Genomic DNA, 14,176 nt, shown 5'->3' with positions numbered 1-14,176 from the left:
CTTCGCAGGATAGTTCATAAGGCAGAACTCACTTACAGGAATTCCCGGTGTTGCTTAAGTAGAAGTTCTACCCCGAAATTAAAATATAGACGGAGCCTATTGCTATAAAGGCTTTTATTGCCTATTTTTGAAGGGACAGGGAGTTTTTATATCTCTGTTATTCAGAGTGATGCGCGAATGATTTTTTAATTCTAAACTGATCTTTACGTATTTACGTAAATATTTCAGAAATTCACTCGCTAACAAATGACATATCGTTCATTTAATAGTATGTGTTTTCAGGTTAGCAACCTGAAGCTTTGGGTGTTATACTTTTAATTATGAGCCGTTTGAGAATTTTGCTGCTTAGCTTAGGTTTATTCTTTGGAATAGCCACATCGGCCTATACTCAGATGTCACCTCCAGAACCTATGGCTCAGGACAATGGTAATGGACGTAAAGGTCCTCCGTGTGATCCTGGTAATGGGAACGGGAACGGTCCCGGCGGTAATGGAAATGGAAATGGTGTTCCTCCACCAGTTGGACTTTGCCTTCCTATAGACGATTATGTTTATATTTTGATGGGTGCAGGTCTGGTCGTTGGATGTTACCAGCTTAGAAAATTTGATCTTGCTTAGGAAAGCTCGGTGATTCGCTTCACATATTTCCCGATTACATCAAACTCAAGATTTACTGTATCTCCTTTTTGCAGATCTTTAAAATTCGTATGCTCATAAGTATAAGGAATGATCGCTACAGAAAATTCTGTCGCCTTGCTGTTCACAACGGTAAGACTTACTCCGTTAACAGTAATAGATCCTTTTTCTATCGTAAGATTTCCAACCGATGGGTCGTACTCAAAGGTGTAAAGCCAGCTACCTTCCGTTTCTTTTACTTCTTTACAGATGGCCGTCTGGTCAACATGTCCCTGTACTATATGCCCATCAAGTCGAGCACCTAGTTTCATGCCGCGTTCCAGGTTGACAGCATCTCCAGTCTTCAGATTTCCTATACTTGTCTTGTTCAAGGTCTCCTGAACCGCGGTAACAGTATACATATTTCCTTCAATAGAAACCACTGTAAGACATACACCATTATGAGAAACACTTTGGTCTATCTTTAATTCCGGAGTCATTTCCGCAGAAATCGTAAGATTCACATTGCCTTCCGACTTCTCTACAGCTACAATTTTTCCTATTTCTTCTACGATCCCTGTGAACATGCTATTCTATAATAATGGTTACATTTGTGTGTAAAATTAAAATATTATATCGGGAAAGTTTATGAAACAGGAGGAAATGATCAAACTAGGGATTAGCATTGGAGATCTGAATGGAATTGGGAGTGAGATCGTACTGAAGACTTTCGATGATGCTAGAATGCTGGAATTCTGTACTCCTATTATATTCGCATCTTCTAAGATCATCAATTTTCTTAAAAAACATTACAAGCTCTCATTGAACTTTCAGGGGATCGACGATCCTTCTAAGGCAATTGATGGAAAGATCAATGTGATGAATGTCTGGAAGGAGAATGTGAATATCAAGTTTGGTGAAGAAGATAATGAGATTGGTAGTTTTGCATTCAAATCTCTTGCTGCCGCCACTTCAGCATTAAAAAATGATAAGATCGATGTGCTGGTCACTGCGCCTATTAATAAGTCGACTATCCAGTCTGAAGATTTTAAGTTTCCGGGACATACAGATTATTTAGCCAGGGAACTTGGAGGTGAAAGCTTAATGTTCATGATCACAGATAATCTGAAGGTTGGTTTACTTACAGATCATGTTGCGTTGAAAGATATTGCTTCCGTCATAACTCCGGAACTCATAGAATCAAAGATCAATACCATCAGTAAGACCTTAAAACAGGATTTCAGGGTTCAGAAACCTAAGATCGCTGTGCTGGGAATTAACCCTCATAGCGGTGATAATGGTGTCATCGGGAAAGAAGACGAGGAAACTTTGAAGCCTACGATTCAAAAACTGAGAGATAAGGGACAGTTGGTATTTGGTCCTTATTCCGCAGATAGTTTCTTCGGATCAAAAAATTACAAGAATTTTGATGCCGTGGTGGCTTCTTATCATGACCAGGGTTTGATCCCTTTTAAAACGTTATCCTTTGGAAGAGGGGTGAACTTTACCGCAGGATTGGAAAAGGTTAGAACTTCCCCAGATCATGGAACTGGTTTTGATATCGCTGGGAAGAACGAGGCAAATATTAATTCTTTTAAAGAGGCTGTATTCAAAGGGATCGAGATCTATAAAGCTCGTGAAGAATATAAGGTGCTCACAGAAAATCCATTAAAGAAACAAGGTAGGAAGATATAAACAAAAATTTGTTTATAAAAAGAGCATAATTCATTAATTTTTATATCTTTGCACCCGCCTTAACGGAAACGTGAGGCACTCAAAACTGAGGAGAGATGAGGAATTTAGCGGAGTTTACGATTCCATTCAAGGGATTAAAGCTTGGGAAGCACCAGTTTGAGTATGAGTTAGATAACAGGTTCTTTGAACATTTTGAGTACGAGGAATTCAACAGTGCAGATGTTAAGATCGACCTGCTGTTTGAGAAGAAAAGCACCATGATGGAGCTTACTTTCAACGCAGGGGGAACAGTGAATGTTAATTGTGATCTTACCAACGAGCCTTACGATCAACCAATAGAGAACACCCTTTTTCTGGTGATCAAGTTTGGCGATGAATTCAACAATGAGGATGAAGATCTACTTATTATTCCCCATGGAGAATATGAGGTAAATATTCAGCAATATATTTATGAGCTGGTGGTACTTGGTGTACCTGCAAAAAGAATTCATCCGGGTGTTGAAGACGGCACATTGGAATCTGATGTACTTGATAAGTTGGAAGAACACAGTTTGAAAAGTCAGAAAAAGAGAAATGAGGATGATATTGATCCTCGCTGGGACAAATTAAAAAATTTATTAAACGAATAATTAATAGGAAGCCATGGCACATCCAAAGAGAAAAATCTCGAAAACCAGAAGAGATAAGAGAAGAACACATTATAAAGCTTCAGCTCCAAAAGTTGCTGTAGACGCTGTAACGGGTGAAGCACACTTGTATCACAGAGCTCACTGGCACGAAGGTAAACTTTACTACCGTGGTCAGATCTTAATCGATAACACAGAAGAAGTAGAGGCTTAGTAAAGTCTTAGAGCTTTAAGAATTACAGGAAACTCTCACGTTGTGGGAGTTTTTTGTTTTTAGTTGATTAAGTCCCAAAAAGACCTTAATTTGCACGCCGGTTTGATTAATATTTAGTAATTTTCTAAGAATGAAGATATTATATTTCCTGCCGATGAAGGGTGAATTAAATCCAAATTTATGAGCAAAATCACAGCAGCGATTACGGCTGTAGGTGCTTATGTACCTGAAGATATTTTGACCAACAAAATGTTGGAAGAATTGGTGGATACCACAGATGAGTGGATCCTCAGCAGGACAGGAATTAAAGAAAGAAGAATACTCAAAGATCCCTCTAAGGGAACTTCTTACCTAGCCGTAGAGGCAGCCAAAAATTTGATCAATAAGACAAATCTTGACCCGGCAGAAATAGACTTAATCATTTTAGGGACAGTATCTCCAGATATGCCAGTAGCGGCAACAGCCGTTCATGTGGCTTCTGAGATTGGTGCCGTTAATGCTTTTGGCTACGATCTGCAGGCGGCATGCTCTAGTTTCCTTTATGGAATGTCTACGGGAGCGGCCTACATAGAATCTGGAAGATATAAGAAAGTTCTGGTCATTGGTGCAGATAAGATGTCCTCTATACTTGATTATACAGATAGAACAACCTGTATTATCTTTGGTGATGGAGCCGGAGCTGTGCTAATGGAACCTAATTTTGAAGGTCTTGGATTACAGGATGAATTACTTAGATGTGATTCTATAGGACGTAATTCCCTCAAGATCGCTGCGGGCGGATCTCTATTACCACCTTCTGAAGAAACTGTTGCTAAAAAACTTCATTACGTCCAGCAGGATGGAAAGACTGTATTTAAGTTTGCGGTTTCAAACATGGCAGAAGTAAGTGCGCAGATTATGGAGAAAAACAATCTTACAAATAAAGATGTAGATTGGCTGGTGGCACACCAGGCCAACAAGCGTATAGTAGATGCGACTGCCAAGAGAATGAACCTTACAGATGAGAGCAAGGTATTAATGAATATAGAGAGGTATGGAAATACAACTGCTGCTACATTACCTTTGTTACTCAGTGATTACGAAAAACAATTTAAAAAAGGAGATAATTTAATATTTGCCTCTTTCGGAGGTGGCTTCACTTGGGGAGCTACTTACCTTAAATGGGCTTATAACTCATAAAAACCAACACCAATATTATGGATTTAAAGGAAATTCAGAATCTGATTAAATTTGTGGCTAAATCTGGCGCAAGTGAGGTTAAACTTGAAACAGGTGATGTAAAGATCACAATTAAAACAGGTTCAGACGATAAGGAAACTACCATAGTACAACAGGTTCCTATGGGAGGACAACAACTTCAGCAAATGCCAGCTCAACAGCAGGCTCCGGCTCAACAGGCTGCTCCTCAGGAAGCTGCTCCAGCCGCTGAAGACAAGAAAACTGCAGATGATGATTCTAAATATATCACTGTAAAATCTCCTATAATCGGGACATTCTACAGAAAGCCATCTCCAGACAAGCCAACATTTGTTGAGGTTGGAGACTCTGTTAAAGAAGGTGATGTGCTTTGTATCATTGAAGCAATGAAACTTTTCAACGAGATCGAAAGTGAAGTATCTGGAAAGATCGTAAAAGTACTGGTAGATGATTCATCTCCTGTAGAATTCGATCAGCCACTTTACCTGGTAGATCCGTCATAAATTACTGCCCATTTTAACACCTGAAAGCCCATTTATGGGCTTCAGAACTTTAAAAGCAACTAGGTATGTTTAAAAAAATATTGATTGCAAACAGGGGAGAAATCGCACTTCGTGTGATTCGTACCTGTAAGGAAATGGGAATAAAAACGGTAGCAGTTTACTCTACTGCAGATGCTGAAAGTCTACACGTTAGATTTGCAGATGAAGCGGTTTGTATTGGACCAGCACCAAGTAACCTTTCCTATCTAAAGATTTCTAATATCATTGCTGCGGCAGAGATCACCAATGCTGATGCGATCCACCCGGGCTACGGTTTTCTTTCTGAAAATGCTAAATTTTCCAAGATCTGTGAAGAACATGATATCAAATTCATTGGAGCTTCACCGGAGATGATCAGCAAAATGGGAGATAAAGCAACAGCAAAAGCTACCATGAGAGCGGCTGGTGTTCCTTGTGTTCCTGGATCTGAAGGTATTATCGAGGATTTTCAAGAATGTAAAGAACTAGCCAAGGAAATTGGCTATCCTGTGATGCTGAAGGCAACTGCCGGAGGTGGAGGTAAAGGGATGCGAGCTATCTGGAAAGAGGAAGAGCTGGAACCAGCGTGGGAATCTGCCCGTAAAGAAGCAGCAGCATCATTTGGTAATGATGGGATGTATATGGAAAAGCTTATTGAGGAGCCACGCCATATTGAGATCCAGATCGTAGGAGACAGTAGCGGTAAAGCCTGTCATCTTTCTGAAAGAGATTGTTCCGTTCAACGACGTCATCAGAAACTTACTGAAGAAACTCCATCACCATTCATGACAGATACGCTACGTAAGAAAATGGGTGATGCTGCGGTAAAAGCTGCTGAATATATTAAATATGAAGGTGCGGGTACTGTTGAATTCCTGGTAGATAAGCATAGAAATTTCTATTTTATGGAAATGAATACGCGTATCCAGGTTGAGCACCCAATTACAGAGCAGGTGATCGATTACGATCTTATTCGTGAGCAGATCCTTGTAGCTTCTGGAGTGCCAATTTCAGGTAAAAATTATACTCCGCAGTTGCATTCTATCGAGTGTAGAATCAATGCAGAAGACCCGTATCATAACTTTAGACCATCACCGGGGAAGATCACCAATCTTCACGCACCGGGAGGTCATGGAGTTCGTATCGATACCCACGTTTATAGTGGTTACGTGATCCCTCCAAATTATGATTCTATGATCGCGAAATTGATCACGACCGCTCAAACAAGAGAGGAAGCGATCAATAAAATGAAACGTGCGCTGGACGAGTTTGTGATCGAAGGTGTGAAAACCACGATTCCATTCCACCGCCAGTTGATGGATCATCCAGATTATATTGAAGGTAATTATACTACTAAATTCATGGAGGATTTTAAGATGAAACCTCTGGAAGAATAAAAATTAACCCCGGAACTTCCGGGGTTTTTTATGCGCTACTTTTTGTAATTTGACCTGAAACTGAAAACGAACATGAATCTTTCCTTCTGGGAACACGAATCCTGGATCAATAATGTCGACTATTGTATTATAGGCAGTGGTATCACGGGTTTAAACTGTGGTTTGCAGCTAAGAAGATCAAGACCAGCGGCCAAAATTCTCATTCTCGAGAAAGGGCTACTTCCAGAAGGAGCTAGCACCAAAAACGCCGGGTTTGCCTGCTTCGGAAGTATATCTGAAATCCTTGATGATCTCAAAACTTTATCTGAAGACGAAGTGGTTGAACTAGTAGAAAAACGTCGTAACGGACTATCACTTCTTCGGAAGAATCTGGGTGACACACAGATCGATTTTCAACAGAATGGAGGATACGAGCTTTTTACCATAGCAGATGAAGAATTGTACCAGCGCAGTGTGGAGGCTATTCCAGGAATTAATAAAATTCTGAAACCGGTCTTTGGAGAGTCCGTTTTTAAGGAAACTTCCAATTCCTTTGGCTTTAGTAATATCATGCCGAGACTTATTGTTAATCAGTTTGAGGGCCAGATTGACACCGGTAAGATGATGCAGACACTATTGAAGAAAGTATCTTCTGAAAATATACAGGTGCTCAGCGGTATCAAAGTAAATTCATTTTTCGATGAAGAACATTCCGTCCGGATCGAAACAGATAAGTTTCAAATTTCAGCTAAAAAATTATTGATCGCCACCAATGGGTTTGCATCCAGCCTTGGACTTGAAGATGTGAAACCTGCCCGTGCACAGGTGTTGATCACCAAACCTATCAAGAATTTAAATCTCAAAGGCACTTTTCATCTGGACAGAGGCTATTACTATTTTCGAAATATTGGAAGTCGTGTCCTTATTGGCGGTGGTCGTAACCTGGATTACGAAGCTGAAGAGACTGAACAAATGGGCACAACCAGTCTTGTCCAGAACAAACTTGAGCACTTATTGAAAACCTGTATCTTGCCTGAGACCAAGTTCGAAATAGACAGAAGGTGGAGTGGGATCATGGGAATTGGATCCTCAAGGCAACCAATAATGAAGTCACTTTCCAGAAATGTAAGCTGTGGAGTTCGCCTTGGCGGAATGGGGGTCGCAATTGGTAGCCTGGTTGGTAGAGACCTGGCCGAAATAACATTGAATTCATGATTAGAAAATTTTTTAGTTTCATCTTTAAGATACTTCTTGGACTGTTCCTGTTTAGTATTGCTATCGTTGTGATCTACAAATGGGTGCCAGTTCCTTTCACGCCTTTAATGGTGATACGTTACTTTGAAAATCCAGAGGAAGATATTCAGCACGATTGGGTAGCAATAAATGAAATTTCAGGCCATCTCCAAAAAGCAGTTATCGCAAGCGAAGACCAGAATTTCCCTTCTCATAGTGGCTTCGATTTTAAAGCGATCAAGGAAGCTATGGAAGATAATCGCAATGGAAGAAAGATTCGCGGAGCAAGCACAATTTCACAACAAACCGCGAAAAACGTTTTCCTGTACCCGGGAAGAACCTGGTTTCGGAAAGGTCTGGAAGCATATTTTACATTCTTGATCGAAATTATATGGGGCAAAGAACGAATTCTGGAAGTCTATCTGAATAGTATTGAAATGGGTAAAGGAGTCTATGGCGCGCAAGCTGCATCATTACATTGGTTTGGTAAGGATGCGGTAAACCTCGGTGCGTATGAAGCTGCGGCCATTGCTGCTGTTTTACCAAATCCAAGGGTATATCGCGCAAGTCCGGCGTCTTCTTTTATCGCAAACAGAAAGAACTGGATCGTAAGACAGATGCAAAATCTTGGTAAACTCAGCTTAGACTAAATGGAAATGCTTAAACAAGAATTGCTAGATAAATGTGAGGATTTTATTCAGCAAAAAACAACCGCTTTGCATAATGCGATGCAGGGATTAAAACAGGATCTTGAGAATGAATCCAAGAGTAGTGCCGGAGACAAGTTTGAGACGGGCCGAGAAATGATCAACATTGAATGGAACAAACTCAGCAATCAATTACAGCAGTATGAACAAATGAAGTCTGTTATAAAGCGGATTAATGTACAGACCGACTCTAACATCGTAAAAGCCGGTAGTATCATTTTTACTGAAAATGCAAATTATTTCATTTCTATTCCAGCGGGAGAATTAATTGTTGAGGATACAAAATTCTATGCGATAGGTAGCAAAGCTCCAGTTGCTACCGCCATGCTTGGAAAAACTGAGAATGACAGCTATACTTTTAATCAGCAGGAGGTGCTTATTAAAAAGATTATTTAATTCGGCCTTCCAACACCCCATCCTTCACTTTAAAACAAATCTTTTCGCCAGCTATTAATTCTTCATGGTGATCTATTAGTATAGATCTATTTCCTGCTGAAACTTCAACCAGGAAAACCTCTCCTTTAAAATATGATTTCCTTACTGTAGCTTCGGTACCAGATTGTGTGATCTTTAATTCATGAGGATAGACCACTACTTTGTCATTACTGTCATGATCTATTTTCAGCAACTTTATGGGAATATGATTTACGTCTCCAAACAGGCTGGCGACATAATGATTTTGCGGATGTTCATATAACTCCCGGGGAGTTCCCTGAGCATAGATCCTTGAGTTTTTGAGAACAAAAGTCCTATCGGCAAAAGCCAGCGCATCGGTACTATCGTGTGTGGCAATGATACAGGTAATATTCTGCTCCTTCAGGTAAGCAAAAAGCTTTCTTCTCAACTTATTTTTTCTGAAGTGATCTATATGGCTAAAAGGTTCATCGAGTAACAGAATTTCTGGTTCCTTCGCCAATGCACGAGCCAAGGCAATTCTTTGCTGCTGCCCGCCACTTAATAATTTCGCTTTTTTATCAGCAAGATCGGTCATTTCTACAACCTCCAGCAATTCTTTGATTCGGCGTGTTTTCTTGACAGGATAAAAATTACTCAGATATTTCCCCACATTATCAGCAGCGCTTAGCGGTAACATCAAATCAAAATCCTGAGCGAGATATTTAATAAAATCTTCCCCGGGAACCAGGTTGAAATTAGGACCTAGAAGCTCTTTGTCCTTCCAAATGATCTTTCCTTCTGTATGTAAGAGTCCGTAGATGAGTTTTAGCAAGGTGCTTTTACCACAGCCACTTTCACCAATGATCGAAATGTTCTCAGCCGGTTTAATGTTCATATTGATATTTTTCAATACAGGCTCAGTATCATAGGCGAAGGAGACATTCTTAAGCTGAAGCATAGGTTAAATTCTTGTTGAAATTATCATAATATAAGTTTCCATAAATAGCTATTTGCGTAACTTATTTTAAAGCTAAAGAACATAAATTAGAATTGAATCATCGAATGCAAAAAATAGTCGTTTACGATCTTAATAAGACCTTATATCAAAAATCTTCCAAAGATGAATTTTTCAAATTTGTATGTTATAAAAATGGGTATAAGTTGATAAGACTTGCCCAGCTTGGATGGTTAAAAATGCTGGGAAACATGCGGCTTGTGAGCAAAACTGATTTCAAAGAGAACTTTTACGATTATCTCAAAAACCTGGATCCTGAAACGGTGAACAAGTATGCAGAGCAATTCTGGAACCTGGAATACCCGGAATTCTTCAGAAATAAAATGCTGGAAGATATTCAGAAATTTGATGAGCAGGGTATCAAGGTGTTTGTGGTTACCGGTGGATTCGAAATCTATACGAAATACCTGGAACAAATTCTCCCTGTTCAGGTACTTGGAACAAGAACAACTTATAAAAATGGTAATTATACTATTGAAGGCAAGGCTTGTAACGATGCAGAGAAAATAAGACGTTTAGACGAAGCGCTTGGAGAGTATGAATTGCTGGAAGCTTACTCAGATGATGATGAAGAGATCCTGCATAAAGCTGAAAAAGGGTTTCTGGTAGATGAAGAGTCTGGAGAGTTAAAACAGGTAAACTAGAGCTTGCTGAAATACAACAAAAAAAAGCACGGCTAAAGAGCCGCGCTTTTTTTGTGATCCAGATGATCAACAATATTAATCTTTAGTAATCTCTTTCAGTTCATTTGGAAGTGCTTCAAAACCCATATTATATAATGTAAAACCGAAGATATCTGCATATTCTTCAATAATCTTACTGGTTGGTTTTCCGGCACCATGACCGGCATTGGTCTCAATTCTAATAAGCGTAGGATTAGTTCCTTCTTGCTTATCCTGTAGTTCAGCAGCAAATTTAAAAGAATGTGCAGGTACTACACGGTCGTCATGATCTCCAGTTGTAACCAGTGTCGCAGGATATTCAGTACCTGCTTCAACGCTATGCACTGGAGAATAGTTATAAAGATACTGGAACATTTCTTTGTTATCTTCCGAAGTACCATAATCATACGCCCAACCTGCACCCGCAGTAAAGGTATGATATCTTAACATGTCCATTACTCCAACAGCAGGCAATGCTACTTTCATAAGGTCAGGTCGCTGAGTCATAGTTGCACCTACTAGCAATCCACCGTTAGAACCACCTCTTACAGCAAGATAATCGCTGGAAGTATAATCATTGTCGATCAGGTATTCTGCAGCAGCAATGAAATCATCGAATACATTCTGCTTTTTAAGCTTTGTACCTGCATCATGCCATGCTTTTCCATATTCACCACCACCTCGAAGGTTAGGAACAGCATAAACACCACCTTGCTCCAGCCACACGCTCATCGCAGTGCTAAAACCTGGAGTCAGGCTCACATCAAATCCTCCATAACCATATAGGATCGTTGGATTCTTTCCGTTAAGCTGAGTTCCCTTCTTGTAGGTAATGATCATTGGGATCTTTGTACCATCCTTTGATTCATAGAATACCTGTTCGCTGGTAAACTGCTCCGGATCAAAATCTATGTTTGGTTTATTGTAAACTTCAGAAGTGCCATTTTCAATATCATACTTATAAATAGTACCCGGAGTCACGTAATTTGTAAAGCTGTAGTAAAGTACATCTTTGTCTTTCTTTGCTCCAAAACCTCCGGCAGAACCTACACCTGGAAGTTCAATTTCACGCACAAGTTTCCCGTCGTAATCGTATTGCTTCACTTTTGAAATGGCATCCACCATATACTCCGTAAAGAAATAACCACCTCCGGTTGAAGGACTTAATACATGCTCGGTTTCTGGGATAAAATCTTCCCAGTTTTCCGGACCTGGATCGCTCGCGTCAACGGTCACGATCTTCTTGTTTGGAGCGTCAAGATTGGTCACGATAAATAATTTGCTACCATCATTTTCGATCACATAAGAATCTGTATCCTGATTGTCTAATATTGTAACCAGTTCCGGAGATTCCTTCTGAAGGTCCATTATATAGAGTTCCCCTCCAGAAGTTGAATTACGTGCTGAAATGATCAGGTAACGGTTATCTTCAGTAACACTTCCTCCTACATAACGGCGTTTTTGTGCTTCAGAATTTCCGAAGATGATCTGGTCGTCACTTTGTGGCGTTCCCAGTTTATGGTAATATAATTTATGCTGATCTGTCTTCGCTGAAAGTTCACTTCCATCAGGCTTATCAAAGCTAGAGTAGTAAAAACCTTCATTGCCTTTCCATGAAACTCCGCTGAACTTTACATCCTTGATCGTATCGCCAAGAATCTTCTTATCATCAGCATTCATTAAAATGATTTTTCTCCAGTCGCTTCCACCTTCAGAAATAGCATAGGCTAGCTTTTTTCCATCTTCGGAAAAACTCATTGCTGCAAGTGAGGTAGTACCATCTTCACTGAATTTATTCGGATCTAAAAATACTTTTGCTTCAGCTTCTTCTGATTCACGGCGATAAAGAACACTTTGATTCTGAAGTCCGTCGTTTTTAAAGAAATAGATCTTTCCGCCTTCAGTAAAAGGAGCGCTCAATTTTTCATAATCCCATAACTTGGTAAGACGTTCCTTAAGTTTATTTCTGTACGGAATGTTCTCAAGGTAATCGAAAGTTACCTCATTCTGTCTTTTTACCCAGTTCTCGGTTTCCTCGCTACGATCATCCTCCAGCCAGCGATATGGATCTTTAACCTCGGTTCCAAAATAATCGGTTACTGTATCAACTTTCTTGGTTTCAGGATAGTTCAATTTGCTTTGGTTTTGACTTTGTGCACTTAGTGAGCCGGCAACTAACCCCAGCCCAATAATGCCTGAATAGATTTTCTTCATACAATTCTTAGTTTAGACACCTAAAATAAGAATAAAAAAGCCTGAATCTGTAGAGTTTCAGGCTTTTAAGTAAAATTTTAAAATTGTGGATTAGAGTAGTTTCTGCTCTAGTAAATATTCTGCGATCTGCACTGCATTTGTCGCTGCACCTTTACGGAGGTTGTCAGCAACGATCCACATATTTAATGTATTTGGCTGGGAATGATCCCTTCGAATTCTACCTACAAAAACATCATCTTTTCCTTCCGCATAAATGGGCATAGGATAAGTATTCAATTCCGGGTTATCCTGAACGGTGATTCCTGGAAAATCACTCAGGATCTTTCGAACATCTGCTTCCTCAAAATCTTTATGAAACTCGATATTCACCGATTCTGAATGTCCTCCAACTACCGGAATTCTAATCGCGGTTGCTGTCACGTTTACAGAATCATCACCGAGAATTTTCTTGGTTTCGTTCGTTAACTTCATTTCCTCTTTGGTGTATCCATTTTCCTGGAATACGTCGCAATGTGGCAACGCATTTTTATGAATTGGATAAGGATAAGCCATTTCTTCTTTTTTGCCGGCATACTCGTTCTCCAGCTGTTGCACAGCTTTCACGCCAGTTCCAGTGATGGACTGGTAGGTTGAAACAACCACTCGCTTGATATTATAAGCATCATGCAATGGTTTTAAGGCCATTAATAACTGTATTGTAGAACAGTTAGGATTCGCAATGATCTTATCTTCTTCTGAAAGGAGGTTAGCATTGATCTCGGGAATGATAAGTTTGTGCTTTGGATTCATTCTCCATGCTGAAGAATTATCGATCACGGTTGTTCCTGCGGAAGCAAATTTTGGAGCCCATTCTAATGAAGTGTCTCCACCAGCTGAGAATATGGCTACTTCCGGTTTCATGGAAACTGCGGTTTCAAGGCTTACTACTTCGAAATCTTTACCATTATAGGCTAATTTCTTACCTACAGATCTTTCAGAAGCTACAGGAATAAGTTCGGTAAGTGGAAAATTACGTTCTTCCAGTACTTTAAGCATTACGCTTCCTACCATCCCGGTTGCTCCAACTACAGCTACTTTCATAATTTACTTACTTTAAAAAGTGAATTGCAAAGTTATCGCTTGGAAATTATTATGAATGCTTCGCTATCAAAAATTTCAGGAATTATAAAAAATTGAACCAATTTCAGATTATTGTTAAAAAAAGACCCCTGGTTTTCGCCAGGGGTTTAGTTTGAGAATGAGTAATGTAGCGGTAAGCGTACGTCTTAAATATTCTTCTTTCTTAGTTCGTCACGAATCTCAGTAAGTAAAACTTCTTCCTTTGATGGTCCAGCAGGAGCTGCAGCTTCTTCTTTCTTCTTTGTCTTTTCGTAAGCTCTCAGGAATATAAATATAAACAGACCAACGATAATAAAGTAAATAATTGCCTGTATCAAATTACCGTAGGTAAGAATTGCAGCTTCAGCTTCAATCGCAGCTTCGAGACTTTCGTATTCTACACCATCCAGAGAAATAAATTGCTGGGTTAGATCTGCTCCACCGGTGAGTAATCCAATAATGGGCATGAAAATATCTGCAACAACAGAAGAGATAACTTTGTTAAAAGCAGCTCCAATAATTACTGCAGTAGCCAGTGCTACGATATCCTTCTTAAGTAGGAATGCTTTAAAATCTGAAAAAAAACTCATGAATTATAGTTGTTAGTT

Annotated in this window: 16 protein-coding genes; 11 read left to right on the top strand and 5 right to left on the bottom strand. The window is 39.6% G+C overall.

Annotated features, from left to right (window positions below; all coding sequences use genetic code 11):
- The first annotated feature begins 320 nt into the window (after window positions 1–320).
- The gene (locus T8I65_RS00280; RefSeq protein ID WP_322301531.1) at window positions 321–617 is read left to right on the top strand and encodes a hypothetical protein; all 297 of its coding nucleotides are present in this window, start codon (window positions 321–323) and stop codon (window positions 615–617) included.
- Here T8I65_RS00280 and T8I65_RS00275 read toward each other — a convergent pair.
- Window positions 614–1,201, bottom strand: a complete 588-nt coding sequence (locus T8I65_RS00275; protein ID WP_322301530.1) for a riboflavin synthase — start codon at window positions 1,199–1,201, stop codon at window positions 614–616. The genes T8I65_RS00280 and T8I65_RS00275 overlap by 4 nt on opposite strands.
- Before the next feature lie 61 nt (window positions 1,202–1,262).
- Between T8I65_RS00275 and pdxA the strand changes: the two genes are divergently transcribed.
- The 9 genes from pdxA (at window position 1,263) to T8I65_RS00230 (ending at window position 8,579) form a co-directional block, all read left to right on the top strand.
- Window positions 1,263–2,309, top strand: coding sequence for a 4-hydroxythreonine-4-phosphate dehydrogenase PdxA (gene pdxA, locus T8I65_RS00270; protein ID WP_322301529.1), 1,047 nt, complete (start codon window positions 1,263–1,265; stop codon window positions 2,307–2,309).
- 95 nt (window positions 2,310–2,404) lie between these two features.
- A complete protein-coding gene (locus tag T8I65_RS00265) occupies window positions 2,405–2,938 on the top strand; it encodes a YceD family protein (protein ID WP_141876328.1) in 534 nt (177 codons plus the stop codon).
- A gap of 13 nt (window positions 2,939–2,951) precedes the next feature.
- Window positions 2,952–3,149, top strand: coding sequence for a 50S ribosomal protein L32 (gene rpmF / locus T8I65_RS00260; RefSeq protein ID WP_298529348.1), 198 nt, complete (start codon window positions 2,952–2,954; stop codon window positions 3,147–3,149).
- Window positions 3,150–3,329: 180 nt separating this feature from the next.
- The gene (locus tag T8I65_RS00255; RefSeq protein ID WP_322301528.1) at window positions 3,330–4,328 is read left to right on the top strand and encodes a beta-ketoacyl-ACP synthase III; all 999 of its coding nucleotides are present in this window, start codon (window positions 3,330–3,332) and stop codon (window positions 4,326–4,328) included.
- A gap of 17 nt (window positions 4,329–4,345) precedes the next feature.
- On the top strand, window positions 4,346–4,849 hold the full coding sequence (gene accB / locus T8I65_RS00250; RefSeq protein WP_322301527.1) for an acetyl-CoA carboxylase biotin carboxyl carrier protein: 504 nt from the start codon (window positions 4,346–4,348) through the stop codon (window positions 4,847–4,849).
- 65 nt (window positions 4,850–4,914) lie between these two features.
- Window positions 4,915–6,264 (top strand): acetyl-CoA carboxylase biotin carboxylase subunit, encoded by a 1,350-nt coding sequence (gene accC, locus T8I65_RS00245; protein ID WP_322301526.1) that lies wholly within the window; start codon window positions 4,915–4,917, stop codon window positions 6,262–6,264.
- 72 nt (window positions 6,265–6,336) lie between these two features.
- A complete protein-coding gene (locus tag T8I65_RS00240; RefSeq protein WP_322301525.1) occupies window positions 6,337–7,458 on the top strand; it encodes an FAD-dependent oxidoreductase in 1,122 nt (373 codons plus the stop codon).
- Window positions 7,455–8,126, top strand: a complete 672-nt coding sequence (mtgA, locus tag T8I65_RS00235) for a monofunctional biosynthetic peptidoglycan transglycosylase (RefSeq protein WP_322301524.1) — start codon at window positions 7,455–7,457, stop codon at window positions 8,124–8,126. The genes T8I65_RS00240 and mtgA overlap by 4 nt, the downstream gene beginning before the upstream one ends.
- A 6-nt stretch (window positions 8,127–8,132) precedes the next feature.
- Window positions 8,133–8,579, top strand: a complete 447-nt coding sequence (locus tag T8I65_RS00230) for a transcription elongation factor (RefSeq protein ID WP_322301523.1) — start codon at window positions 8,133–8,135, stop codon at window positions 8,577–8,579.
- On the opposite strand, the gene T8I65_RS00225 is transcribed toward T8I65_RS00230, so the two are convergent.
- Entirely contained in the window at window positions 8,572–9,537 is a 966-nt protein-coding gene (locus T8I65_RS00225; RefSeq protein ID WP_322301522.1) for an ABC transporter ATP-binding protein, read from the bottom strand. The two genes, T8I65_RS00230 and T8I65_RS00225, sit on opposite strands and share 8 nt — an antisense overlap.
- Before the next feature lie 104 nt (window positions 9,538–9,641).
- Between T8I65_RS00225 and T8I65_RS00220 the strand changes: the two genes are divergently transcribed.
- Window positions 9,642–10,238: an HAD family hydrolase gene (locus tag T8I65_RS00220; protein ID WP_322301521.1), complete on the top strand. Its 597-nt coding sequence runs from the start codon at window positions 9,642–9,644 to the stop codon at window positions 10,236–10,238.
- 75 nt (window positions 10,239–10,313) lie between these two features.
- Here T8I65_RS00220 and T8I65_RS00215 read toward each other — a convergent pair whose 3' ends face one another.
- The 3 genes from T8I65_RS00215 to mscL form a co-directional block, all read right to left on the bottom strand.
- Window positions 10,314–12,470 (bottom strand): prolyl oligopeptidase family serine peptidase, encoded by a 2,157-nt coding sequence (locus T8I65_RS00215; protein WP_322301520.1) that lies wholly within the window; start codon window positions 12,468–12,470, stop codon window positions 10,314–10,316.
- A gap of 90 nt (window positions 12,471–12,560) precedes the next feature.
- Entirely contained in the window at window positions 12,561–13,550 is a 990-nt protein-coding gene (locus T8I65_RS00210) for an aspartate-semialdehyde dehydrogenase (RefSeq protein ID WP_322301519.1), read from the bottom strand.
- A 185-nt stretch (window positions 13,551–13,735) separates the two neighbouring features.
- Complete coding sequence (gene mscL, locus T8I65_RS00205) at window positions 13,736–14,158, bottom strand: large conductance mechanosensitive channel protein MscL (RefSeq protein ID WP_322301518.1); 423 nt, start codon at window positions 14,156–14,158, stop codon at window positions 13,736–13,738.
- Between the last annotated feature and the right edge of the window lie 18 nt (window positions 14,159–14,176).

The organism is Christiangramia sp. OXR-203, from assembly GCF_034372165.1.
Taxonomy (GTDB): Bacteria; Bacteroidota; Bacteroidia; order Flavobacteriales; family Flavobacteriaceae; genus Christiangramia.
The sequence above is the reverse complement of the archived record's forward strand: the minus strand, read 5'-3'. Positions and strand labels throughout refer to the sequence as shown.